The sequence below is a fragment of the Paenibacillus suaedae genome (assembly GCF_032337355.1).
Classification (GTDB): Bacteria; Bacillota; Bacilli; order Paenibacillales; family Paenibacillaceae; genus Paenibacillus_B; species Paenibacillus_B suaedae.
Map to the genome: position 1 here is coordinate 16,722 of NZ_JAVYAA010000009.1, position 25,604 is coordinate 42,325.

Here is a 25,604-nt window from a genome sequence, read left to right on the forward strand (position 1 = left end):
CCTCATTTCAAATCATCTATTGGGTAGTGGTAATCTACTTATACTTTGTTAATCGGGGCAAAAGCAGCCAATAAACGCTTCACACCCACTGGTGCAGGGAAGGCAATTTGCAGTTCAGTATCCGTGCCCTCACCCTTAACCGACACGATCACGCCTACGCCCCACTTGGCATGGGATACTTTGTCCCCCGGCTGATAGTCTCCGGGTTGGGCTCCCGCCTGCTTCACTTTTTCCGCTGCTGATGTTACGGTCACACTTGATCCGCTACTTGCGGCTGCTCCAGCTCCACCTGAAGCACGCCATCCTGTTTGAGCGCTGCTTCCAATGCCTTTCGTACCTGGTGCTTGTGCTCCACCACCGCCTGAATAACCTAACCCACGCCCTCCGTACGAAGCAGAAGCAGCATTGCGGCCGTAACGGTCTATCCTTCCATAGCGTGTGCCCTCTGGCGTCGCGTCTTCCTTCACTTCATCCGGTATCTCCTGCAGGAAACGTGAAGGAGGATTGGCATTTGTTCGCCCAAACAAAGTACGCGTGCGTGCGCAGGTAAGGAATAATTGCTTCTCAGCACGAGTAATCCCTACGTAAGCAAGTCGACGTTCTTCTTCCAGCTCCTCATTGTCGCTGAATGCACGGCTGTGAGGGAATACCCCTTCCTCCATACCTATAATGAAGACAACTGGGAATTCCAAGCCTTTTGCACTGTGCATCGTCATCAGGATAACGGCATCTTCCTGCTCGTTGCCTTCCTCGTCGTTCATGGAATCAATATCTGCGATCAATGCAAGATCCGTCAGGAACGAAATCAAGGACTTGTCCTCATTGCGTTGCTCGAATTCCTGAGTAACAGACAAGAACTCGTCGATGTTCTCGAGACGTGCCTTCGATTCCAGCGTGTTCTCGCGCTGCAGCTCCAGCTTGTACTCGGATAGTTCGAGCATTTTCTCCGTCAATTCCGTTACGGACAAATACTCTACCATATGATTCAAATTGTCGATAATCGCACGAAATTCGCGCAGCGCGCCTTTGGTTTTCGGCGAAATATCTAGGGCATCCATGTCAGCGATAACCTTCATCATCGATGTACCACGAGTAGCCGCTGCTTCAGCCAGCTTGTTCATTGTTGTAGCTCCGATGCCTCTTTTTGGCACATTCACAACGCGCTCTAAGCTGATATCATCATCCATATTCGATATGAGACGCAGATAGGCAAGCAAGTCCTTAATCTCTTTGCGATCATAGAACTTAACGCCGCCCACGATCTGGTATGGAATATCCGACTTGATCAGAATCTCCTCGATGACACGGGATTGCGCATTCGTCCGGTACAATATCGCATGGTCGGCGTAATGCTTGTTCGCCATATGGTTCTGTTTAATCTCCGAAGTAACGAAGTAACCCTCATCATGCTCTGTATCTGCTTGATAGAGCTTAATCTTCTCGCCTTCACCCGATTCCGTCCACAGCTTCTTCGGCTTGCGGCCAGTGTTGAGCTTAATGACTCCATTCGCGGCATTCAGAATATTGGAGGTCGAGCGATAATTCTGCTCCAACATAATCGTCGTAGCCTTCGGGTAGTCACCCTCGAAGTTCAGAATGTTCGTAATGTCGGCGCCGCGCCAGCGATAGATCGACTGATCGCTATCCCCGACGACGCAAATGTTTTGATGCTGATCAGCCAGCATCCGGCACAGCATATATTGCGCACGGTTCGTATCTTGATACTCGTCGACGTGAATGTATTTGAATTTTTTCTGATAGAAATCCAATACTTCAGGGACGTCCTTGAACAATTGAATCGTCGACATGATGAGATCATCGAAATCAAGCGAGTTGTTGCTCTTCAGACGTTTCTGATACATCGTATATACCTTGGCTACAATTCCATCAAAGTGGTCGCCAATCTTCTGTTCGAAGCGGCTTGGCGTCAGCAATTCGTTCTTCGCTGTACTAATTGCAGCTTGTACTGCGCGTGGATCGAATTTTTTCGTATCTAAGTTCAATTCCTTCATGCATCCGCGAATAACGGACAACTGGTCCCCTGAGTCAAGAATCGTGAAGTTCGAGGTAAACCCGATACGTTCAATATCTTTGCGTAGGATTCGCACACACATGGAGTGGAATGTGGATACCCAAATGTCTCTTCCATCTGGGCCAACCAGCTTGGATACCCGCTCCTGCATCTCACGTGCAGCCTTGTTCGTAAACGTAATGGCTAGAATACTCCATGGCGGTGCCTTCCTCGTAGCGATTAGATATGCAATGCGATGCGTGAGTACGCGCGTCTTGCCTGAGCCCGCTCCGGCCATAATGAGCAATGGTCCTTCAGTGGTCTCAACAGCGCGTCGTTGTTCAGGGTTCAAGCGCTTGATAGCGTCTTGAATGTCGATAGAAGCCCCATAGCTTCCGTATACGTTCGAATTCGAGTTAAAGTTAGAATTAGAGTTCGCATTGGAATCCGGTCGTAAAAAGTCAAACATAATTTGCGATGTCTCCTTTCTGCAGTTATGTGAGATGTATTTATTTAGGTCGATAATTTGGTAAGAAAAACTCCTGGCAGTGCAGCCATGTAAACACACCAGACTATTTATACCTAAGAGTGTCTTTTTAAATGATCATTAGAAAAGCTATAACGTTAGCTTAGTTTCCTTTACTGCATCTACAGTCGCGAGGGCAGCTTCCAAGTCGTCATAGACGACATTGCCAACAACCACTGTATTAGCTGAGGCAGCCACTTCTTGGGCTTGCTCTACCGTACGGATTCCGCCTCCATAGAACAACTGGGCTTGCGTCAAAGAGCGTTTCACCTTCTTGACCAGCTCCATGTCGCCAAACATACCGCTGTACTCCACATACACGACAGGAAGGCTCATCAGCTTGTCTCCTGCCTGCGCATATGCAGCCGCTTCTGCTGGGGATAATTGCGTATCTGCTCCTGTAATCTTAGCTGCTGTCGCATCTGGATTCAAAATAATATACCCTTCTGGGATTAACAAATCCCACGGGATCATATAACCATATTGTTGAATCGCTTCACGATGCTGACCAATCAGCCAATTGGAGTTATTCGTGTTCAGCACCATTGGTATCATATAAGCATCAAAACCAGGCACGACCGCATCCAATTCGGATACCTCAAGCACAACCGGCAGCTCATATCGCCGTATGCGGGACATAAGGTCTACCGTGTTCTCGAAAGTGACTCCGCTCGATCCCCCGACCATTATGGCATCAGTTCCAGATAAACATACACGATCCAGCGCCACATCGCCAATTTCTTTGTCCGGGTCAAGCTTGAATACGTGCCGCCAGTCATCTATCGGTTGTAAAGGCGTCTTCACGTTGCGTTTCCTCCAGGTCTGCCGCTCATGGATGTAAGTAATGCGATGAGCGACCTTCATAATAATGTTCTATATTGTAGTGTACCAGAAATAAGCCTAGGGGTGGAGGGAAATGGGTGCCATATATGAGGCTGAAAAACAAGAGTGAATAGAATGTATGTTCTTATTGTAATGGAAAATGCGTTGAAAGTGAACATGTCCTTTTTAGGTTCCTTACTTTCCAGCTACATAATCCTCGTTTGCTATAGGGTTACGTATGCTTTTCATGCTTCCTTATATAAAGAAAAAGTGCTTAAATTTGTGTTCCTACAAGGAACATACTTCTAGCTGATATGTTATAATCACTACAGTTAGATAACATGTCGAGGAGTGTCAATTTATGAGTTTGCCTGTTCAATTGAACAAGAAGCTCAGCCAAAGTACGAATCTTCTCATTGCAGAGGACATTGCAGCTTATAATCGAAAAACAGAACGAATCAAGCTATCCATTAATATAGGATTAATATCTATAGAATACATTCTGTATATAATCGGCTTTCTTACACTGTTCTATTATAAAGTTGTATCTGATTACGATTCGTTTACTTGGAGCGAGCTTCACACCAGCATTGCTAAAATACCAGTACTTGCTGACTACGCGTTATTGATTGGCATCATTTTTACGATTTATACGGCAATGCTGTATCAACAAGGGATGTTTAAAAGAAATCGCGATATCCGAATGATTGATGATACGATCTCAGCAATAAAAGCTGTTTCAACTTCATTTCTAATTGCATTAGGAATTGCATTCTTTTTAAAAACAAGTATCGTGTACTCCCGTGTGCTCATCCTAATGCTTGCGATTCTTATGGTGTTCATTTTCCTCTTATCTCGAATTATGAGGAATTATGCTCAAGTTCTTTTACATCGTTCGAGAAGATACAATAAAAACGTATTAATAATCGGCGCAGGCAAAGTCGGAATACAGATTCGAAATCATGTTATGGCAAACACAAGCTGCCATTTTGTTGGATTTTTAGATGATTATAAAAATAGCGATCAAGTATTAGGCACTATTCAGAACATCGAGCAGCTCATCGCTCGTCATAAAGTACAGGAAATCTATATTACCATTCCATCAGAAAAGAACATCATAAATGAACTTATAACCTCCATTCGGAAGTATGACGTTCAAATCAAGATTATTCCTGAGCTATTCGAATTGGTGACCTCCAGTATCTCATTTGATCAAGCTTACGATTATCCTTGCATTGAAATTGTGAAAACCCCTCTTAGAGGACTGAATTTGTTTTTAAAACGAGCGGCTGACATCATATTATCCTTACTTGGCATTATTATGATTTCTCCGATCCTGTTGATCGTCGCTCTATTTATCAAATTCGACTCTAAAGGGCCTGTATTCATACATCAAAAACGAATCGGAAAAAATGGCGCTCCGTTCCACATGCACAAGTTCCGTTCTATGGTTAATAATGCAGAAGAGCTAAAAGAGCAGCTTGAAAAGTATAACGAAGCAGATGGCCCAGCATTTAAAATGAAAAACGATCCTCGTATCACTAGGGTTGGACGGTTTATTCGGAAATTTTCAATCGATGAGCTGCCACAGTTATTTAATGTGCTAAAAGGTGAAATGAGTCTTATCGGGCCTCGTCCACCATTGCCAAATGAAGTGGAGCAATATAGCGATTTCCAATGGAGACGATTAGATATCCGCCCTGGAATTACAGGATTGTGGCAGGTTAGCGGTCGCAGTGACATTAATTTTGATGAGTGGGTTAAGTTAGACTTATACTACATTGAAAAGTGGAGCATTTCACTTGAGTTAAAGATCTTGATCAAAACAATCCCTGTAGTCCTAAAAGGTGAAGGCGCTTATTAATGTACATATGGTACTCACGGTTTAAGAAAAATAAAAAATGCACTCTCTTCTATAAGTAAACCATGAAGAGGGTGCATTTTTTATGAGGACGGGATTAGCTTTTTAATTAGCTTTGATACAGCATTTAACGTAATGGAAATGGCAAACTTAGCACCGATCCCTACATACATCAATCCAGTAACCCATATCGGATATTTCGAACGATAGTGTTTATTATAAAACAATGTCATTGCCCTATGAAATTCATACGTAATCCACATCGGCTTATTTCGGCTACTGGCGCGTTTATAATGCAATATTGTAGTCTTCGGATAATAGTAATTCGTCCAACCTGCTTCCTGTAAACGATAGCACCAGTCCGTATCCTCAAAATACATAAAGAAATTCTCATCCAATAGCCCAACCTGTTCAATTGCCTCTCGCCGTACCATCATAAAAGCCCCTACCAAACAATCGATCGGATACGATTCATTTGGATCTAGATCCTCGCGATGGTAAGCGTTGATTTTCGAATGTTTGGGGAACAATTTCGATAACTTGGACACGTAAAATAATGTAGCCAAAGGAGTTGGAAAGCCCCGTCGACACGCTTTATCTAGTGAACCATCAGGCAGCAGCACCTTACATCCGGATGCCCCAACATTCGGATTGTCATCCATGAATCGAATCATGATATCGAGTGTGCCCGGCTCGATAACGGTATCCGAGTTCAAGAGTAGAACATATCGCCCCTCAGCAATGCGCATGCCCTGATTGTTCGCCTTCGCGAAGCCTAGGTTATCAGTGTTGGGAATCAGACTTAATTGCGGATATTGTTCTCGGATGATGGACACAGAGTCATCCCGCGATGCATTATCTATAAGAATGACTTCGTAACTATAAGCTGTTATAGATTCATATACTGATTTTAGACAGTTCAGTGTTAACTGTTTAGTGTTATAGTTCACGATGATAATGGATAAGTCTATCATTTTAAAATGTCTCCCTTAATCATCATAAGACGTATCATCAGGTTGTCCAGCATGGACTGACGGTACAGTCTAGTAGTTAATGAATATCTGATTCGATCGAGAAATCCTCGATTAGGAGATAAAAATTTCATCAGTTCTTGTCTATATTCTTGAGACAACTGCTCTCCCCAGCATCGTTCAAATTCTTTGGCTTGATTCCAGTAAATTTTGTCACGGCAATGCTTGAGATAATTATCCCACTTCTTCCTTATTCCCTCTATAATGCCATTCTGACCACCAACAACATTGCCTTGGTGCTGTCGATAATAAATACTAGGTTCATGATCATAAATGATTTCCCCGAAAGCAGAAATAGTCAGGTATATCCACCAATCATGCATAACGATTTTATTAGGACTTGGTAAGTTACTTGTTATCAATTTGGCCGCTGAACGATTTATCATTATCGTAGCACCAACAGCAATGTTTTCAATTAAAGCATTATAAAAAGACGCCCCGCGTTGTGGAACAGGGGGCCAACTATTAAGCGGCTGCAGCATTTCATTTACCATTAGAGTCGGCGTTACGTACATGATGGGTCGGTCTCCAGAATATTCACACAGAGAACGTACTCCTCGCTCCAACCTATCTTCCATCCATACATCATCTTGATCACAGAAGCAGACATATTCCGTATCCTCATGGACGTAGCTCGAAAAGAGTTCAAAAAAACTCGCTACAACGCCTATATTTTGCTTGTAGAAAGCTTCCACCTGATTAGGAAATTTACAAACATAATCTTGAATAACAGCTTTTGTTTTATCAGATGAGCCGTCATCTCTTATCGTTATGAAGAAATGAGAATGAGTCTGATTCAGCAGACTATCAAGCTGCTCCATCAAATATTTCTCTCCATTATAGGTCGAAACAAGAATCTGTACTTTATTGTCTTTTCTCCCCACCCTCATTCACTTCCCACTCTACATTTGGTTCAAAAAATCTTGCAATGCCACTCGCCAATGACGAATCGGTACAAAGCCATTCACCCGTATAGCCATCGGTTCCATAACAGAATAACGGGGACGCGGCGCTGGGCGCGGAAATTGTTCCGTTGTGCAAGGCTCAACCATTACAGGCATCCCGGCCTCTTCAAATATAGCTTTCGCGAATTCATACCATGTGCAAGTTCCCGAGTTGGAAGCGTGATAGATGCCATACTTATCAGTCATTACAAGTTGCTCCAAAAACAATGCCAGATCACACGTATATGTCGGTGATCCCCACTGATCATCAACTACTTGCAACGAGTCTCGCTCCTGGCCTATCTTCAACATCGTTTTGACGAAGTTGTTGCCTGAAACTCCGTACACCCATGATGTTCTCACAATGAACCAACGAGAACATAACGATTGGATCAAGTGTTCTCCTGCTCGTTTTGACTTGCCATATACAGTTAGCGGATTGGTATTATCATACTCATGATATGGACTTGAATTGTTTCCATCAAATACATAATCCGTGCTTATATAGCACATTTTTGCATTTACTCTTTCTGCAGCAACGGCTATATTTCTTGTTCCAATAGCGTTTACTAAATATGCATTATCTTGATCCGTTTCCGCATTATCTACTGCTGTATAGGCTGCACAGTGAATGATCGCTTCCGGTTGAAGCTCATTAATTACACGATTGCACATTTTATCGTCTGTAATATCTAGCTTGACTCTGTCTAATCCAATTACATCGTGACCTTTTTCAGAAAAAAGGCGGACTACGTCCGCCCCTAATTGCCCATTAGCGCCTGTTACGAGTATCTTCACTCTTTACTCCCCCAGCCGTGTCCCATATTGTTGGTCATAATAGGCTTGATACGCACCAGACTGTATTCTTTCCCACCATGACCGATTGTTCAAATACCAGTTTATCGTCTCTTTAATCCCTGTTTCAAACGTATGCTTTGGCTTCCAGCCCAACTCCGTCGTAATCTTAGTTGCGTCTATACCATAACGACGATCATGTCCTAGTCTATCTTCAACATACTTAATTAATGATTCCGGTTTTCCAAGCTGCTCCAATATCGTTCTAACAATATGAATGTTAGTACGCTCATTATTACCGCCTACATTATATACTTCGCCATTGCGACCTTTGTGAATAACCAAATCAATAGCACTGCAATGATCCTCAACATACAACCAATCACGAACATTTAGCCCATCCCCGTAAATCGGGAGCTGCTTGTCATTTAAAGCATTGGCAATCATTAATGGAATTAACTTTTCAGGAAACTGATACGGTCCATAGTTATTCGAGCAACGAGTAATATTGACAGGAAGACCAAACGTTTCATGATACGCCCGGACGAGCAAATCCCCTCCTGCCTTACTCGCAGAATAAGGACTATTTGGTGTCAGTGGTGTCGTTTCGCTAAACAATCCAGTCTCCCCGAGAGTTCCATAAACTTCATCTGTGGATACTTGCACGAACTTGGTAACTCCGTTTTTCTTAGCAGCATCGAGCAGTACTTGCGTTCCAAGCACATTCGTCTTCACAAAGATTTCAGGCTCAAGAATACTGCGATCCACGTGGGATTCAGCCGCGAAATTTACGACAACATCTATACCTTCACTGAATAATTGTCCCATTGCTTGTGCGTCAGCAATATCCGCCTTCTCAAAGCGATAATTCGGGTTATGCTGAACGTCTGACAGATTTTCTAAATTACCTGCATATGTCAGAGCATCTACATTAACAATTTTATATTCAGGGTACTTATTCAGCATATAAATGACAAAGTTGCTGCCGATAAATCCGGCGCCACCTGTTATTAGTAATTTCATAGGGATAACTCCTATTCAAAATTTATTTCCGCTTCTTGAAAGGTAGGATGTAATTTATCTTTATCAGACAATATTGGCTTGGATGTCGGCCAATCAATACCTAAGGCTGGATCGTTCCACAGAATCCCACGATCATGCTCAGGTGAATAGCACTCATCCACTTTATATAATACTTGAGTATTAGGCACTAATGTACAAAAACCATGTGCAAATCCCTTAGGTACCAAAAGCTGTCGGTGATTGTGTTCGCTAAGAATGACTCCAACCCATTGACCGAAGGTTGGTGAATTCTTGCGAATATCAACGATGACATCATATATTGCCCCAGATATTACCCTAACTAATTTTGTTTGCGCCTTAGGATTAAGCTGATAGTGCAATCCTCTAATCACGCCTGCTTCAGCAGATAGTGACTGATTGTCTTGAATAAAATTAAATGAAATACCTTGTTCCTGCAACTTCTGTTCATTATAGCTTTCCATAAAAAAGCCCCGGTGATCTCCATGGATCACCGGTTCAATTACATATGCGCCTGAGAGAGATAGTTCTATTACCTTCACATTACTGCACTCCTTACAACTTTAATTTCCCGAATTCTTCTCCGAACGTAATATCTTTAGCGAGCTCATTCGCTTTTGCTAGTGATGCATGAGTGCCCGCATCGGTCCACCAGCCTTGGAGAATATCAAAAGTAAGTTCGTTTCGCTTTATGTAAGCATTATTAACGTCTGTTATTTCAAGCTCTCCACGGCCAGATGGCTTAAGCGTCTTAACAATATCAAACACCGTATGGTCGAACATATAAATCCCTGTCACCGCATAGTTGCTTTTTGGTTGTTCTGGTTTTTCCTCAATCGAAACAATATGATCGCCTTTCAATTCTGCTACACCATACCGCTTTGGATCATGAACCTCTTGAAGGAGTATCTTTGCACCGCATCTTTGATCAAGAAAGTTGTTTACATAATTTGAAATATCATCTTCGAACACATTGTCTCCAAGGATGACAACCATTTGATCATCGCCTACAAATTGTTCCGCTAAATCAAGAGCCTGTGCAATCCCACCAGCCTCATCTTGAACTTTGTAGGTGAAGCATACTCCCATATCGGATCCGCTTCCCAGGAGATTAACAACTTCTCCCATGTGTTCCTTACCCGTGACAATAAGAATATCCTCTATATTTGCCTTTTTTAATTTGTTTACCGCATGAAATATCATGGGATATTTCCCAACGGGTAATAAATGCTTGTTAGTTACTTTCGTTAAAGGGTAAAGGCGTGAACCTGTACCTCCTGCAAGAATAATCCCTTTCATAGTCCACCCATCCTTACTTTTTTTACAAACAAAGAAAACATAGCTCTAATACCCCTGCATCATTCTCAACTGCTAAGATAGAATTATTTTGAAATCAAAATAACTCCAATTACAATGATACCCGCTCCTATCCATTTTGTTAAGGAAACCGGTTCATTAAATACAATTAAAGCAACTACCATACCAAATACATACGCTAGACTTTGAATTGGATATGCAGTGCTTAATGACATTCTTGAGAGAACAGCAAACCATACCAAAGTTGCTAAAGCATACAACAATAAACCTGCAAGAATATGTGGAGTAAACATTGCTTTCCAAGATGTAGCTAGTGTAACTCCACCCATTCTATCTAAACCCATTTTAAATAAGACTTGACCTGCTACGAGCATTATAATATTCATCAGCAGAAGCAATGCATTCATTTATTTTTCTCCTTTTTATGCAATTCTTCCGTCAACCGAATAACTTCTAATTTTAGCAATCCCAATTCTTGTGAGAGTTCTTTTACTTTTGTGGAAGACTTAGATGCATTTATTGTCATGGAAAATAAGATCGCATAGGAACAAAAGGAAACTAGTAAAAATAAAGCATTTACAGGCAATTCTATCCCCATCGCGTGAGCAAGAAATCCAATAAGATTAGGGAAAATAGATATCATAAGTATGATAAGCATCAATATTAACCACAACATTGTATATTTTAATTCTAATCTATATTTCTTGATTAAATTGAATAGAAATAAGGCACAAACTATTGCTCCAACTATTAAAATAACTTGTAATTTTAATGATATCATACATAACCTCTAAACAATTTGTTTTCTAAATCTATCTATTAAGATGGCTAAGGACACCTTAAGCATATAATAAAGAGATTTGAATGTAGTAATAGAAGACTTTCCTTCCTTTCTTTCTTGCATAATAACTGGGACTTCCTTTATACGATAACCATTTCTCAATAGGTACATGATTGATTCAGGTTCTGGATAATCTACTGGGTATCTTTTTGAAAATTCATTAATAACCTTTTTGTTGCATGCTCTAAAACCAGAAGTAGGATCCGTTATTACTCGTTTCGATAAAAACTTTAACAAGTATGTAAAATAAGCAATACCAACTCTTCTCATGAACGTTGATTGGAACCCTTCTTTATTAATGAATCGTGAACCAATAACCATATCTGCTTTTTCCTCTGTAATGTACCGAACTAAATCCATAATATATTCCGGTCTGTGTTGACCGTCTCCATCAACTTGAATTGCTATGTCATAATCATGTAGCCTAGCATATTTATACCCGGTCTGTACGGCTCCACCAATCCCCAAATTACAGGGTAAGTTGATAGTCAAGGCATTTATATCGTTACAAATAGATTGAGTATCATCTGTTGAGCAATCATTTACAATTAATATATCTACTGCACTATCACATTCAGAATTAATTTTGCTTATTAATTTTTCTATATTTTTCCCTTCGTTATAGGCTGGAATTATTAAAAGAATTCTCATTCTACTAAAACCTCCATCATAAGGAAATGTTACCCTTGCGTTTTTTCTGTATATTCATATATATGAAAGTGAGGTTTTCCATAACTTATTTTTGTAAATATTTTAGAATCCCCATGATTCACAGTGTTAGATCAGTAAATAATAACTAAATACGATTTCTCTTACTCACTATATCTTCATAAGGGATTCTAAAATAAACTGTTCATTAATAACTAACTTTATAAATAGACCAAGGATCAACTTTATCACGATACAATAAAGAAATATCGCCTCTTCGAAGTAAAGAGTCTGGTACCTCTACACTAGTAAAAATATATTTAATCCCTAACTCCCTAACGGTTTCAATCGGAATATAGATAATGCGATTTGTGCCATTTACCTTTTCACTTTTTTCATGATCAAAAGTTGCAAATTCTAAAGGCCCCTCAGTTAACCGCATATCAATATGTGCAAACTGATTCCACATGTCAATGAACTTATGTTCCTTGTCAATAACACTCATCATTTTCCAATCTGGATAATAGTAGGTACCAGTCGTTCTTGCAACTCCTTGAGCAGAAACTAAATTTGAAATAGTAGGGCTTCCACTAACCATCCATCTTCCACTATCCATATTGTTTAACTCTCTAATTTTTTTCATTGTAGTTTTTTCAAACATTGAATCCAAGCCCTGGGTAATAGGATTCACCATACAAGTAGAGACAATTGAAAGTAGTGTGAGCAATCCCGCAAACTTACGTATTTCTTTTTTTCCTCCAATTAGTAATAAATAACCCATGTAACTTAACAATGCAACAATAATTATCATTATTGCAGTTCCTGCGGTAAATGATTTAAAAAAACCAAAAACATTTTCACTATTTGTTAATATACAAAGTGTCAAAAAACCAACGGTTCCAGCTATTAGGCTTGCATTTTTATTTGAATAACTTCCCGCAATCTTTCTCTCCAGTAAAGGTAATAAACAAATAATTAGTAAAGTAAAACCAAATCCATATGCGTATGTTATTCTTACTGGATAAGTAAAGCTCAATAATGTGATCTTGTTAATAAAAGAAGAGCGTGGGAGCCAAGCAACTAGCATAAGCATTACTGAAGCACCAAATAATAAACTAGGTAATAACAATTTATTACGATTCCGCCAAATAAGCCCCAAAGTAACAATTATTAAAAAAGGAGCAAATGTATAAAATTGACTAATTTCACTAGCGTTCAGAAATTGTGGCCAATGAACGCTTGCTGTAAAAACATTTACAAACTGATAAAACTCATAATCCCACGGTAATGATATCCATGGCCTACTAGATCCAGGATATATAGTGTTCATTATAGTCGTCATTGCTGGATTAGATTTAGAATAAAAATGAACTATAATACCCAAAAAAGGTACAATCGCAAGCACATAATGAACTAATTTCTTTAATGCAAATGGTTTTTTACTTTTATTATCTATAATTAGATAAACAAGAATAGCCATAAAAATATAGGCTAGCGGCACTTGTGTTGCAGGATACATTGTTAGTGCATATACCAATGCAAAAAATCCTACCCCCAGCAAAGCAAGAAATTTACTAATGCTTTTTGTAGAGTTTAGATATTTATTAAAAAGAACTAAAGCAAATTGACCACTCATCAACATTAACATGAGAGTCTGTGAAAGCCACCACTGAACAGGAGGTGCAAAAGAAATAATAAGGGCTGTAAATGCTGCATACCGATAACGTTTTGTTAGTAATAGCCCCATTTCAAAAGAGGCCATAAAAAGTAGAACTATGCGTGACCACCAATAAAAGGAAAAGGCATATTCAGGTGAAAGAATGAGGAAGCCCCATAAATCTGGACGAGCGATAATAACAATATCTTTTACAGGCGCAAAAGCTGATACAACCATATCGTTGCCATCAAAACTTAAGTTTGTATTGAAATAGGATAACGGATCACTCCCCATTACCTGTGCAAAATAGTATGGTTTTTCAGTAGCCCACTCATCACCACGAATACCTTGTGGAATCCCCAGCAAAGTGCTTTGCTTATAATTTTCTGTATTACCTTGTAGCATTCCGTCGTAAAACCCTAGCGAAGAACCCGTAAAGCGCCCTCCTACCATTAAGAGTAAGAAGACTGCAGCAAAAATGTAGCGATACTTTATCGATTTTTTAATGCCAAAATATAATATAAGACCAAAAATAAAAAGAAAGATGAAAATAAAATATACTCTTCCCGTGGAAAATATTAATGCAGGAGAAAAGTAACGATATAGCGTATTCCATTCAAATATCTGTGCTACTCTGGCGATCGTACGAAACAGTACTACATCTATTAGTAATGCAAACAAAACAGAATAGAGTAGTACAAGAAGGAATCCTAAAACTCTTTTTTCTTTTTGTCTCGAACAAATGATCCTATTACTTCCTATCAAAATTTTAATGAACCAAATAATCACTTTTTTGAACAAATACAGGATTTTATTTCCTATTAATAGCATTAAAGATAACCCTATAAAAATCAATTCTTTTCGTATTAAGTCCTGTCTTATAGTGGCGTGCATATCGTTTAGAAGGTTCATAGAGTAAATATGACCATCAGAACCAGAAGTATGAATCTGTACAACATTATTTTCAATATTATAACTATCTATATCATTAATATTATTGAACTTACGTATAAATTCTTTACTATCATAATTCACCTCGTAAATCGGTGACTTCAGAATTGTAAAAGAATGAACTTTATAAGAAGAAGCAATAGTTCCAAAATCTATCCGAAGCTTACTTAACTTTTCTAAAGATAATGGGACGGATATTGTTTGAATTCCGCCCCCAGATAATAAAGTGTCAGGCCCCATATGCGTGTCGTCAAATGGATAACCTTCCAAGGAATTGTCATAATAAAAACTTAGATTCACATCTGCTCCACCTGTAGAAACTTTCATCTCAATCGATGGTTCAAATAAATTGAATACAACTAAATTACAAATTAAAAAAAAGGAGAGGGCTATTACTAACCTTTTATTTTTCATAACTATCTCTTTCATCTATTGATTGGCTCCTGTATCCACATATATGTGTATATTTATTAACTTTATCTAAACAACTTTACATGAACCTTCTTTAAGAATGCTTTAAATCCTTGGTTTCGTATAACAGAAATCGCTTTGGAAGAATAACTTTTGGATTTTTTTATGATTTTCCCTGAATTTAATTTTCTCGCAAAGTGGTCATTTCCATATTCAAAAGGATTTTCGATACTAAACATTACGTCATAATCTTTACGATATAATTTTCTTATAGAATCACTTACTTTTTCTCCAGATGAATAGCAGCTATAAGACCACTTCGTCTTTGATATCGCATCTGAATCATTTGAATCATGAATTACAGAATAACTAGAATATAGTTCTTTAAACGGGTGATCCCCTTCAGGAAGCCATTCTCTCATGCATTTTTGCGCAGAATCACCATATCCAGAAAAATGAATAAAACGCAAAGGATCCCCTTTAACATAAACTCCGTCTTCTTTTTTTGTCATTTCGCAATTTAAAAGCGACCATGGAGCAAAATCATATCCTCTATGTTTAAATATTTCGACATCAAAGAAGCAAGGGGCTAAATCAACCCACTTTTGATCTGTGAACACGCCATTAGCGATGTCATCATAGCAAAAGAGATATAGGCGTTCAGCCCACCAATTAATAAATTTTTGTGCTTCATCACTTCGATTCACACCTAAGAAACCTAAATTATAGACACCATGAGCAGTACTGGAAAGTTCCATATCAATATTGCCAGGATCGAGCAAATGAGGACATAGAGCAATTGGTCTCTCATTTAAGAGTCCTCTTAGTTCTACAAAATCGGAATAAACAAAAATATCAGGATCAAGATAAACAAACTGCTGTTCACCAGGAAACGCCTTATACAAATATCTGAAAAATTGTCCTTTAACGGAAGTAGAGGCTTCGACAATTGCATGCTTAAAAATAAAACGATCAAAATTACCTTCCCAAGCATCCTTAGCTAAAACAATATGATCAAAATAAGGGTATTCATACTGCGGTAAGACTTCACGCTCCACTAAACAAACTACAAAAACGGAATCTGGAATATTTTCTTTGACTGATTTAGCTAATGCACGTGCCTTATGTAAATAGTTAGCGCATATCGATGTGAATATTATCATTTCTTACCTCGTTTTCATTTCATAATGTATTTTTTAATGATTGTTTTCAATAATGGTATACGCTTTATTTTTTCTAAAATAGTTATACCATCTTGTAGTGCTCTGTTTAAAAATATTTGTTCAATAAGAGCTGCTCTTAGACCGACCGCATATTGATCCTTATACTTCTCATAGAGTACAGGATGATGTTCATATATATGTCTATATGTTTCTTGAACAATTTGGACATTAGTCATAAATTCTGTTGTACGTGAAGTAGGTTTAATTCTATACCGGAATAGAACTTCTGGGATCTGATGAATCTCACGACCTATTTCCAAAATAGAAAGCCAAAAGTCATAATCCTCCATTCCATGCTTCATGTTTGTATTAAACCCGCCAACATTCTCCCAATCTTCTTTGTAAAACAATGCTGTTACAAAAACGATATTATCTAGAAGCATTTTTTCTAAAGAATAGTTAGGGAGATCCCACCGCCCACTTCGCTCACCAAACAACTCCGCAAAGCAGTAAACAACCCCTACTCGTTCATCTTTCTCCATAATGCTCACAGCTTTTTCTATATACTCTGGCTCGATAATATCATCAGCATCTAATGGCAAAATATATTTCCCTGTTGCTTGCGAAATCCCTTCATTTCTTGCGCCTGCAGGACGAAGTCTTTTTGTTTTTAATAGTTTAATATTGGATTCAGATATATTATCTAGAATTTGTAGCGTGTTTGGATCATCTGACCCATCATCAATAATTATTACTTCAATATCTTTGTAAGTTTGAGCATTTACAGAAGCTAACGCCTCTCTTATATATGCCCCATCGTTGTAGCAAGGCATTATTACACTAACTTTACTCACCAGATCCCCCCCTAGTAATGCCACCAAACAGTAATACCTTTAACATTGTTTTAAATCTACGATTTTTCATTTCTGTTGTAATATGATGCAACACACTTTGTGTTTCATCTAATCTATACTTAACATTATCCATTTGTTCTTTCATGTTTATCAGTTCCATTTCCATCTTTTCTAGCTGAATTTTTTTTATATTATTTTGTTCTTCCATCCCCGTTATTTTAGCGGCAAGGAATTTGTTTTCAAATACTTTCTCTTCCAATTCATGGTTAATCTGATTAATTACTACTTCATTCTCCCCTAATTTAGTATTAAGGTGATTGTTGATTGAAATTTGTTCCCCAACCTTTTTTTCACTTAACCACAGCTCTTCTTCCTTTTTCTGATATCCGATCGTCCAATCTAAAATCGTACAAGAGAAAAATATCTTAATGTATGTTGCCCTTGAAAAATCTCCATTTATCAAGAATTGTGGATCATAAGTGTAAAATTCGTAGCCTACACCATCCGTGTATTTTTCAGCATTAAGTGAACTTACATTCATTACCGTTCCATCTGTTTCGATTTTCTGTATTTCAATGCAGCTCGCGTGTCCTTCAAGCGGATCAAATCTCAAGCTTTTAGCATCTCTTAATTGTTTCTGTGTAAATAACGCGACAAAGCCGGAAGAAGTATACATTGAGTTATTGCTTTCATAATTGGCATCTGAAAATCCATTACCCAAATCCAAGAATAAGCTACTGCGTAACACATTCTCTTTCATTTTCTGTGTTGCTGCTTTTTCCAAATCAATAGGAACGATATCTTTGGAAAGGCTGTGTAAGTCCTTAATTCCTACATACTGATTAATAAAGTGAGATTCCCAATTCAGGAAACATTCCTCAACATCTACATTGATACCGATTAAATCATACAATACTGGTTTCGTCAAAAACCCACAAAAATCGTGTTCCTCTGCAAATTGTTTCAGCATACGCCAAAGAATAAACTCCATCGGTATCTGACATGATTTATGCCACTCATAATCTATAACTAAATAACGGTCATTATCCACAAAAATATTACCTGAGATCATATCTACATTGACATTGTCATTCCATCGAAGTTCCTTTTCACATTGCTTGTTCCCAAATATCTCTCCGAAAGCAAGCGAATAAGATTGCTTTTGCAATGGTACGTTCCAAAACAATACCTTTCTAAAGTGATTGATATGCGAAAAAAACTTCTCACTATCATTTTGTTGGCATGTTTTGATCAAAATTTCTTCTAAACTATCTTCCGTTATAAAAGGAAATGATAAGACGTTACCATTTTGTTGGCACTCTATATTGTTTAAAATACCACTACCATATTCATAATTACTAAAGCGCTTCATTGTAAGCAAATGTTCATGCCCCGCTGGCAACAGAGCTTTTTTATATACATTTTTCTTGTTAGTGTCAAAGTAAGTACAGATTTGAAACTTTTCATTTCGATTTGCGCTCAATTTAACATACGAGACATTTGCCGGCTCTTCATCGGGTTCGACAGCAACTTCTACTAAAAACGAATTACTGAATTTATCTATGACACCCAGTTTCATAAGTGAAACATAAACTTTTCTTTCTTCGAAAAGTTTAACTCTGGACATGTCCATTGGATAATCGAAGCTGGACGGCTTTCTTTCAAGTAGCGTCTCATCTGTAAAGATTTCCGACGGGAACTTATAATCAGGGTAAGGATAATAGTATTTTATCGAACATAGCCCAGCTTTGCTTATTTGTTCATCTAATTCTATCTTAGAGAAAGTCCTAACTTTCTCACCATTGTCGTATTCGTTCAAACCAGAAAAAAATACCCCAGTATGATCTTCTTTTGAGCCAGAAAAATATTTAAGTCCCATCCTATTTTCAATCGACAATAGTATTTTTCCTTTATCGTTCAAATGCATTGCCGACAATTTCAAGAAATCTATATACGGCTGCTCACTCTCAATCATATAAGCAGCATACTCTAGTACACCATTAATAATAATATAGTCAAATTTGGACTCTATCGGCAATTTTTGAAAGTCGCAAACTACTATTTCCAGGTTGTCAAAATGCTTATGACGTTGATAATTAATTTCTGCACGTCTTTTTGTCAACTCTACAGCAACTACTTTTGAACCAAGCTCACATAAAAGTCCTGTTAAAGCGCCACAACCAGCACCAATTTCTAAAATGCGGCACTCCTTTTTAAATGGGAACCAATTTAAAATATTATGACGGAGATGGGACATATGGTAAACAACAGGCCATCTTCCATCTTTATGCCAGTCACATTTACCACTTATTGCGTACTGCAGTAATTCAGATTCTATATCTCCATCAGAGTATACATCGTCAGTACTTGGTACGTAATAATCAAGATTAAATTTAGCCATTCAACTCCCACCCCAGTCTTGAAATCATTATTTTCTCCTACTTCAATTCACGTCGCTTTTTGGAAGCCGTACTCGCTTGCCCAATATCAAAATGTACTTGAATGTCACTAATTTGATCATCTATTATGGTAAATGATTTGATAGATGAATAATTATCTATCTCTGTCAAGAAAACTCTATCATTTATAAATGAAAAATAATAAGGGACTCCTTTCAAGCCCAATAGGTCATAGATATCTTCACAATTCGTTTCAAGTTGATTTAAATCCTTAATTCTAATCAATCTTGGTTCTATTTCACCATTCCCAGTTTGATATACAGTTATATAGAAGTATGAACCTATTTTAGCAATATCATTCATGCCAAGTAACTCAAATGGGACTGTATACTCGTCAATTAGGTTAAAGGATAAATCAGCTATTTCAGCTACAATAATCTTCCCTGGACCTGATACAAAATACATTTTCCCATCAATGATACTAAATGATCTAATATAGGCGCTTCCCAAATACTCAGGTTTCACAACTTTTTCTATAATTACTTTCTCCCCAGTATTTCTTAACACAAATACATGTTGAGAGGATGCAGATAACCCGTAGAACAATCCACTCTTACTGTCATACACAATTTTATTTGGTTGTTGTCCGATATTTGTCAACGATTGAATTTCTACAAAAGAAGTACCTTCTTGTCGAATAACCTTTATAGTATCATTTTTGGAATCATCGATTAATAAGACTTCACCATCACTTGCAATGATATGAGGATTATGAAATAAAACTTCTACCGTATTCCAATTTTCTAAAGGCGCAGTGATACTGTCACTATAAATAATTCGGTGATGCCAGCAATCAACGATGAAATAAGATTCATTAAACTTTGTGATGTATGTCGGAGAATACAATCTTTCTTGATATCTATCCACACTCACGGTTTCATTTTCTTTTTTCTCGTAATAATTCATACTACTCATGTATGCATTACTAACTTCAACCGTGTTTCCAATCATCTTCACTTTTCCTCGTTCAAGCCATATCACTCGGGAACACATTTCGCGAATTTGTTCGATACTATGCGACACCAGAATAACCGTTGCTCCACCGTGAATTAATTCCCTCATTCTTTGAGAGCTCTTTTTTTGGAAATGCGCGTCACCAACGGATAAAATCTCATCTACAATTAAGACATCGGGGTTAACAAGTGTAGCAATAGAAAAAGCCAGTCGCATTGTCATACCTGATGAAAAGTTACGAACAGGAACATCCATAAATTCTTCAAGTTCCGAAAATTCGACTATTTCGTCATATTTACTTTCTAGATATTCTTTCGAATAGCCAAGTACGGCTCCATTTAGAAATATATTTTCTTTTGCCGTCAAATCAAAATCAAAGCCCGCACCAAGCTCAAGCATAGGAGCAATGCTTCCTTTAACACTTACGGTACCTTGATTTGGCGATAAGATTCCCGAAATGATTTTGAGCAATGTGCTTTTACCAGCTCCATTACCACCAACAATACCTACTACCTCACCTTTTTTAATAGAGAAAGATACTCCATTTAAAGCTACAAACTCTTTATATTCTAATTTTCCGGTAAGTTTCTTAACCACAAATTCCTTGAGACTCATGATGCGATCATTCGCCATGCGGAATTTCATAGATATATTACTTAGTTCAATCAAGCGAATCCTTCTCCTTATAGATTAAGTATGAATTTGTTTTGTGTTCGTTTGAATACATACATTCCAACTAATAGGGATATAGCTGCAAAAGCACCACAATATACCCATGCCTTCAGAATTGGCACTCCATTATATAGAATAATAAATCTTAAAAATCTAATAAAATGATACATAGGATTAAAGCTTAATAGAGACAGCATGTGTGACGGAAGTATAGACTCCGGATAAAAAATAGGAGTTAAATACGTCCATATCGTTAGTAGTACCCCATATAAAAACTGCGTGTCTCTAAAGAAAACCATTAATGAAGATAACATTAGAGAGAGACCTAATGTAAATATAAACATACAAGCCAATACATATAAAATAGATATATGAGCAAAAGTAATGCTCATTCCTGAAGCTATAATTACAATGTAAAGTGCCAACAAGGAAAATAAGAAATTGACCCCTGTAGACAGGACACGAGAAAGCGGATAAATGTACTTTGGAATATAAACTTTGTTTATTAATGAAGCATTTTGAATAATGCTCGCCATTGATTGAGTAGTAGCTTCTGTTAGATAATTAAACATAACAATCCCACTTAACAAATAAACTGAGTAATTAGGGATATCGAACCGGAATAAACTAGAAAACACCATATACTGCACAATAGATATAAGCAAAGGATTCAAAAGGCTCCAAATAATCCCTAAAAATGATCTTCTGTACTTTGTTTTAAAATCTCTTTTCACTAATTGAGAAAGTAAAAAACCATATTTACGATAAATGTTAATTGTTTTAGTAATCATATGCTTAACCCCACAAGTTCAAAATAATAAATAAAACAATCCCCCAGATAAATGGGCGTTTTTTTCTTAAAAGAATTTATTTGCTTGTATTTAAAACGGTTTGAGTAATCAATTCCAACTTTTCAAACTCCTTTCACTTAAATGAAAGATATTACCATATTCATCAAAATTGTAATTAATCAATTTAAACTTCATACCGACATAAGCTACTTAACATTCTCTGGGTGATTGTATGTTCGATAATTTATGCTAAAATTGAGTTTATAATTCGTTAGTAAAGGAGCGTAAAAATTGTCGACTTATGGATATACTGGCTCCAAAGCCAAGAAAAACAGCGAAGGCTCCAGAGCACCTTGGCTGCTGCTTGGAGTCATCATCTTATTTTTACTTTGGTCTACCTTTAAAGTTGCATTATTTAACGGACAAATGGCAGATTTCGATCAACCAATATATGTAGCAGCATTATTATCCGCTATTATAGCTATGATAGCCATCGCTGTTGGTTGGAAGCAATTTAATTGGTCTAGCCGCAAAGACTTATTGTCTCTCTGCGTATTCTTATTGCCTGCCAGCTTCGCGTTATCTACGATATCAGCAGCATCAAATTACTTGGCAGTCAACATGTTAATTATCATGCTGATGTACGGCATATTTTTTGTCGCTTCTTCCATTATAGCGCAAGATGGTGTCGTAAATCGAACATTAAATCTAGCTATCATGATCATTTCTTATATCGTCGTCTTTTTTGGATTGTTTCATTGGTTAGGAAATGGACCTGGTGTGACGGCACTTATCAAGTGGCTGGGGATTTCAACAACGCCATCTGGAGCATACTTGAATGCAGTTATGAGTGACTCTAATGGCGAGCGGCTGGCATCTGTCTTCCAATATGCAAATACATACGCTGGTTTTTTAATGGCATTTCTGTTGGGAGCGTTACTCTTCATTAGTAAGTCTCAGAATTGGTGGAGGAAATCTGTCCATTCATTTATGATTGTACCCATTATGTTATCCATCTTTTTAACTTTATCTCGTGGTGGACTACTTCTCCTCCCCGTTGCGTTTATCGTTGTTCTTGTTTTTTTAAAGCCATATCGTCAATTGATGTGGTTTATGCATTTAATTATCAGCGGAGTAATCACGGTTCTTATTTTGAATCCAGTTACTGAAATTGGTCTACGGGTTCAGAAAGATTTTTCCGGATCTGATTCCTTGAAGGGCTGGGCCTATATCATAGTCGGCTCTATACTCTCTGCAGCAATATCTTATGCACTTGAACGCTGGATTTCGCCGTGGTTAGAACAAAAAACAACTGCAGTTTCTAATAAACGATGGGGAAGTTTCCTAATACCTGTCGGCGGAGCAGTTTTGGCAGGTCTTCTGTTGTTTGTTCTTATTGGAACGAATGTGAAAAATATGCTTCCTGAGAACATTACAACACGGTTGGAAACTATTAACTTCCAACAACATAGTGTTCTCGAACGTATCACATTCTATAAGGACTCACTGAAACTCGTAGCGGATTACCCGTTAATTGGTGCCGGTGGAGGCGCTTGGGCCGCTCTTTATGCGAAATATGAAAACAATCCCTATGACATTCAACAAGCACATAGTTTTTATATGCAATACTTAGTTGAAACCGGGATCATCGGGATTCTCATTCTTATGGCTTTTCTTATCTATATTTATTGGAACTACATCCGATCATATATAAACGCCAATGATCAAGAACGCGATAGTTACTTTTTGTATTTCATTCTTTCAACGAGTATTCTTATTCATAGTGCAATGGACTTTAACATGAGTTATGTGTACATTGGTATACTTGTTTTCATATCTCTTGGGGGGATGACTGCATCCATTAAGTCAAAGCCAATCGAGAAACGTACACAAAAAAAATACCAGATTGCATTGACAAGTATTCTAGGAGTAGTTGGTATCGGTCTTTTCATCACTTCCATTCTCTTTGTTCAAGCATCTAGCTCGTTTGCAAGTGCAAAACAAATCGTCCTTGCAACTCAGGATTTTAACAAGACGATGGAACAGTTAAGAAAAGCAAAGAGCATTCGCTCTACTCACCCGGAATACGCAGCTTTCGAAGCACAGCTATACATGTCAGTATATGAACAACAAAAAGACGAACAGTTCTTTACAGAAGCGGAAAAAGTATTGAAAAATGCACTGGGGGATAACCCTCATAATAAGTCGCTCCTATTGCAGCTAATCAAGCTTTATAACATAAAAGGGCTGGATGAGCAGGTCTATGCAGTATATTCTCAGAATGCCTCCAACTTCCCTTGGGATATGAAATGGTATGAAGAATATATGGACATAGCTTTACGTGAAGGGTATAAATCTATAACAACAGCGCCAGATATAAAAGACGGTTATTTGGATGAAGTCATTGCCGCTTTCGAGCATGTCAAGGCTGGCGTGGAGCACTTGAAGACATTGCCGAAAGGACAACTTCAAGGCAATCCATTTTACGTTACTTCTAGTATGGCTATGAATGCTGGACGCGCATATGTAATGAAGGGAGATCCTGCTAAGGCGGCTGAAGCAATGAAGCCATACTTGCAAGAGAACTTAACTGACTCGAACAACCCTGAGGACAACCCTGGGAATAACCGTGAGCTCGCACGTTGGTACGTAGCCGCAACGATCCAACAGGGGCAAGTAGATCAAAATTGGTTTGATAAGCTTGTGGCACTAGGATCAGACCAAAAAGAGCAGATTGATCAAATCGCTGAAATGAAATTTAAAGCTGAATAAACGAATGGATACAACAAAAAGGAACGTTCTGATATCGGAACGTTCCTTTTTCTATTACCTTTATTTTTCATACTCAACTATCATACGCTTCATATACTCAAGTAAATCTCCCCGTAGCTCTGGGCGCTGCAGCGCGTAATGCAGTGTCGTTTCAATAAAGCCGAGTTTCTCACCAACGTCATGCCGTTGACCATCGAAATGATAAGCTAACACACTTTGTTCTGCGCTTAGCTGTGCAATCGCATCCGTGAGCTGTATTTCTCCATTGACTCCAGCCTCCTGCTGTTCAAGCAGTTCAAATATACGCGGAGTCAGTATATACCGTCCCATGATGGCCCAATTCGATGGAGCCGACTCTTTGTCTGGCTTCTCTACTAGCTGTTCTGCACGAATGAGTCGCTCTTCTACAGAAGGGCCTGCTACGAGTCCGTAACGTGACACATGCTCCCAAGGGACTGGCTGTACGCCCACAATCGAGGATTCGTAACGATCATATACGTCAATCATTTGTTTCAAGCAAGGTACCTCAGCTTGTACGATATCGTCTCCAAGCAGTACAGCGAACGGTTCATTTCCGATAAATTTACGAGCACACCATATCGCGTGTCCTAATCCCCGTGGCTCTCTTTGCCGGATATAATGAATGTTGGCCATCTCGGAGGATTTCCGTACTTCCTCTAACAGCGCTAGCTTATCTTTCTCCAACAGGTTATGCTCGAGTTCAAAGTAATTATCAAAATGATCCTCGATAGCCCGCTTTCCCCTACCTGTAACAATAATGATATCTTCGATGCCGGAATCTACTGCCTCTTCTACAATGTACTGAATCGTCGGCTTATCTACAATCGGCAGCATTTCTTTTGGCATTGCTTTTGTTGCAGGCAAAAAGCGCGTACCCAGCCCCGCGGCTGGAATAATTGCCTTTCTAATCTTCATCTCAAGTCTCTCCAATCTCTAACGATCATCCATCTTCATCCGTTCATACCTGATGCTATCTTTAGTATACATGAAAAGCGCTCAAGAAATATACTCAACAAGATAACGTACATTGATCTAGTAATGGGTTTAATCTAACCATAATCA

The 25,604-nt window shown here is 38.3% G+C and carries 20 protein-coding genes; 2 read left to right on the plus strand and 18 right to left on the minus strand.

Annotated features, from left to right (window positions below):
- Window positions 1–38: 38 nt before the first annotated feature.
- Window positions 39–2,480 (minus strand): DNA helicase PcrA, encoded by a 2,442-nt coding sequence (gene pcrA, locus RQP50_RS26370; protein ID WP_315747203.1) that lies wholly within the window; start codon window positions 2,478–2,480, stop codon window positions 39–41.
- 147 nt (window positions 2,481–2,627) lie between these two features.
- A complete protein-coding gene (locus RQP50_RS26375; protein WP_315747204.1) occupies window positions 2,628–3,341 on the minus strand; it encodes a heptaprenylglyceryl phosphate synthase in 714 nt (237 codons plus the stop codon).
- A 379-nt stretch (window positions 3,342–3,720) separates the two neighbouring features.
- Here RQP50_RS26375 and RQP50_RS26380 point away from each other — a divergent pair, with 379 nt between their 5' ends.
- Entirely contained in the window at window positions 3,721–5,223 is a 1,503-nt protein-coding gene (locus RQP50_RS26380) for a sugar transferase (RefSeq protein WP_021257064.1), read from the plus strand.
- Between the two features lie 80 nt (window positions 5,224–5,303).
- Here the strand turns inward: RQP50_RS26380 and RQP50_RS26385 are convergent, their stop codons facing one another.
- The 15 genes from RQP50_RS26385 to RQP50_RS26455 all read right to left on the minus strand — a co-directional run bounded on the left by RQP50_RS26385 (window position 5,304) and on the right by RQP50_RS26455 (window position 21,749).
- On the minus strand, window positions 5,304–6,191 hold the full coding sequence (locus tag RQP50_RS26385; RefSeq protein ID WP_315747286.1) for a glycosyltransferase family 2 protein: 888 nt from the start codon (window positions 6,189–6,191) through the stop codon (window positions 5,304–5,306).
- Window positions 6,191–7,135: a glycosyltransferase family 2 protein gene (locus RQP50_RS26390; RefSeq protein ID WP_315747205.1), complete on the minus strand. Its 945-nt coding sequence runs from the start codon at window positions 7,133–7,135 to the stop codon at window positions 6,191–6,193. Before RQP50_RS26390 ends, RQP50_RS26385 begins: the two co-directional genes overlap by 1 nt.
- Before the next feature lie 18 nt (window positions 7,136–7,153).
- Complete coding sequence (gene rfbD, locus RQP50_RS26395; protein WP_315747206.1) at window positions 7,154–7,993, minus strand: dTDP-4-dehydrorhamnose reductase; 840 nt, start codon at window positions 7,991–7,993, stop codon at window positions 7,154–7,156.
- Window positions 7,994–7,996: 3 nt separating this feature from the next.
- Complete coding sequence (gene rfbB / locus RQP50_RS26400; RefSeq protein ID WP_315747207.1) at window positions 7,997–9,013, minus strand: dTDP-glucose 4,6-dehydratase; 1,017 nt, start codon at window positions 9,011–9,013, stop codon at window positions 7,997–7,999.
- Between the two features lie 11 nt (window positions 9,014–9,024).
- A complete protein-coding gene (gene rfbC / locus RQP50_RS26405; RefSeq protein WP_315747208.1) occupies window positions 9,025–9,573 on the minus strand; it encodes a dTDP-4-dehydrorhamnose 3,5-epimerase in 549 nt (182 codons plus the stop codon).
- A gap of 13 nt (window positions 9,574–9,586) precedes the next feature.
- Entirely contained in the window at window positions 9,587–10,330 is a 744-nt protein-coding gene (locus tag RQP50_RS26410; protein WP_315747209.1) for a sugar phosphate nucleotidyltransferase, read from the minus strand.
- An 83-nt stretch (window positions 10,331–10,413) separates the two neighbouring features.
- Window positions 10,414–10,755, minus strand: coding sequence for an EamA family transporter (locus tag RQP50_RS26415; protein ID WP_028533437.1), 342 nt, complete (start codon window positions 10,753–10,755; stop codon window positions 10,414–10,416).
- A complete protein-coding gene (locus RQP50_RS26420) occupies window positions 10,752–11,129 on the minus strand; it encodes a DUF2304 domain-containing protein (RefSeq protein ID WP_315747210.1) in 378 nt (125 codons plus the stop codon). The genes RQP50_RS26415 and RQP50_RS26420 overlap by 4 nt, the downstream gene beginning before the upstream one ends.
- 9 nt (window positions 11,130–11,138) lie before the next feature.
- Window positions 11,139–11,840, minus strand: coding sequence for a glycosyltransferase family 2 protein (locus tag RQP50_RS26425; protein ID WP_315747211.1), 702 nt, complete (start codon window positions 11,838–11,840; stop codon window positions 11,139–11,141).
- 205 nt (window positions 11,841–12,045) lie between these two features.
- Window positions 12,046–14,874 carry a DUF7657 domain-containing protein gene (locus tag RQP50_RS26430; RefSeq protein ID WP_315747212.1) on the minus strand — a complete coding sequence of 943 codons (2,829 nt, stop codon included), beginning with the start codon at window positions 14,872–14,874 and terminating at the stop codon, window positions 12,046–12,048.
- A gap of 47 nt (window positions 14,875–14,921) precedes the next feature.
- Window positions 14,922–16,019: a hypothetical protein gene (locus tag RQP50_RS26435; protein WP_315747213.1), complete on the minus strand. Its 1,098-nt coding sequence runs from the start codon at window positions 16,017–16,019 to the stop codon at window positions 14,922–14,924.
- Window positions 16,020–16,033: 14 nt separating this feature from the next.
- Window positions 16,034–16,873, minus strand: coding sequence for a glycosyltransferase family 2 protein (locus RQP50_RS26440; protein WP_028533432.1), 840 nt, complete (start codon window positions 16,871–16,873; stop codon window positions 16,034–16,036).
- A complete protein-coding gene (locus RQP50_RS26445; RefSeq protein ID WP_315747214.1) occupies window positions 16,866–19,274 on the minus strand; it encodes a class I SAM-dependent methyltransferase in 2,409 nt (802 codons plus the stop codon). Before RQP50_RS26445 ends, RQP50_RS26440 begins: the two co-directional genes overlap by 8 nt.
- Window positions 19,275–19,311: 37 nt before the next feature.
- On the minus strand, window positions 19,312–20,955 hold the full coding sequence (locus RQP50_RS26450; RefSeq protein ID WP_315747215.1) for an ABC transporter ATP-binding protein: 1,644 nt from the start codon (window positions 20,953–20,955) through the stop codon (window positions 19,312–19,314).
- Window positions 20,956–20,969: 14 nt separating this feature from the next.
- Complete coding sequence (locus RQP50_RS26455; protein WP_028533431.1) at window positions 20,970–21,749, minus strand: ABC transporter permease; 780 nt, start codon at window positions 21,747–21,749, stop codon at window positions 20,970–20,972.
- A 291-nt stretch (window positions 21,750–22,040) separates the two neighbouring features.
- On the opposite strand from RQP50_RS26455, the gene RQP50_RS26460 reads away from it, so the two are divergent.
- Entirely contained in the window at window positions 22,041–24,521 is a 2,481-nt protein-coding gene (locus RQP50_RS26460; protein ID WP_315747216.1) for an O-antigen ligase family protein, read from the plus strand.
- Between the two features lie 60 nt (window positions 24,522–24,581).
- Here RQP50_RS26460 and galU read toward each other — a convergent pair whose 3' ends face one another.
- Window positions 24,582–25,457: a UTP--glucose-1-phosphate uridylyltransferase GalU gene (galU, locus tag RQP50_RS26465; RefSeq protein ID WP_021257082.1), complete on the minus strand. Its 876-nt coding sequence runs from the start codon at window positions 25,455–25,457 to the stop codon at window positions 24,582–24,584.
- Window positions 25,458–25,604: the final 147 nt, after the last annotated feature.

What these genes read in the sequence shown, in the direction of transcription:
- pcrA (WP_315747203.1), bottom strand. Translation starts at nt 2,480, where the DNA reads ATGTTTGACTTTTTACGACCGGATTCCAATGCGAACTCTAATTCTAAC.
- RQP50_RS26380 (WP_021257064.1), top strand. Translation starts at nt 3,721, where the DNA reads ATGAGTTTGCCTGTTCAATTGAACAAGAAGCTCAGCCAAAGTACGAAT.
- rfbB (WP_315747207.1), bottom strand. Translation starts at nt 9,013, where the DNA reads ATGAAATTACTAATAACAGGTGGCGCCGGATTTATCGGCAGCAACTTT.
- RQP50_RS26410 (WP_315747209.1), bottom strand. Translation starts at nt 10,330, where the DNA reads ATGAAAGGGATTATTCTTGCAGGAGGTACAGGTTCACGCCTTTACCCT.
- RQP50_RS26415 (WP_028533437.1), bottom strand. Translation starts at nt 10,755, where the DNA reads ATGAATGCATTGCTTCTGCTGATGAATATTATAATGCTCGTAGCAGGT.
- RQP50_RS26420 (WP_315747210.1), bottom strand. Translation starts at nt 11,129, where the DNA reads ATGATATCATTAAAATTACAAGTTATTTTAATAGTTGGAGCAATAGTT.
- RQP50_RS26425 (WP_315747211.1), bottom strand. Translation starts at nt 11,840, where the DNA reads ATGAGAATTCTTTTAATAATTCCAGCCTATAACGAAGGGAAAAATATA.
- RQP50_RS26430 (WP_315747212.1), bottom strand. Translation starts at nt 14,874, where the DNA reads ATGAAAGAGATAGTTATGAAAAATAAAAGGTTAGTAATAGCCCTCTCC.
- RQP50_RS26435 (WP_315747213.1), bottom strand. Translation starts at nt 16,019, where the DNA reads ATGATAATATTCACATCGATATGCGCTAACTATTTACATAAGGCACGT.
- RQP50_RS26445 (WP_315747214.1), bottom strand. Translation starts at nt 19,274, where the DNA reads ATGGCTAAATTTAATCTTGATTATTACGTACCAAGTACTGACGATGTA.
- RQP50_RS26455 (WP_028533431.1), bottom strand. Translation starts at nt 21,749, where the DNA reads ATGATTACTAAAACAATTAACATTTATCGTAAATATGGTTTTTTACTT.
- galU (WP_021257082.1), bottom strand. Translation starts at nt 25,457, where the DNA reads ATGAAGATTAGAAAGGCAATTATTCCAGCCGCGGGGCTGGGTACGCGC.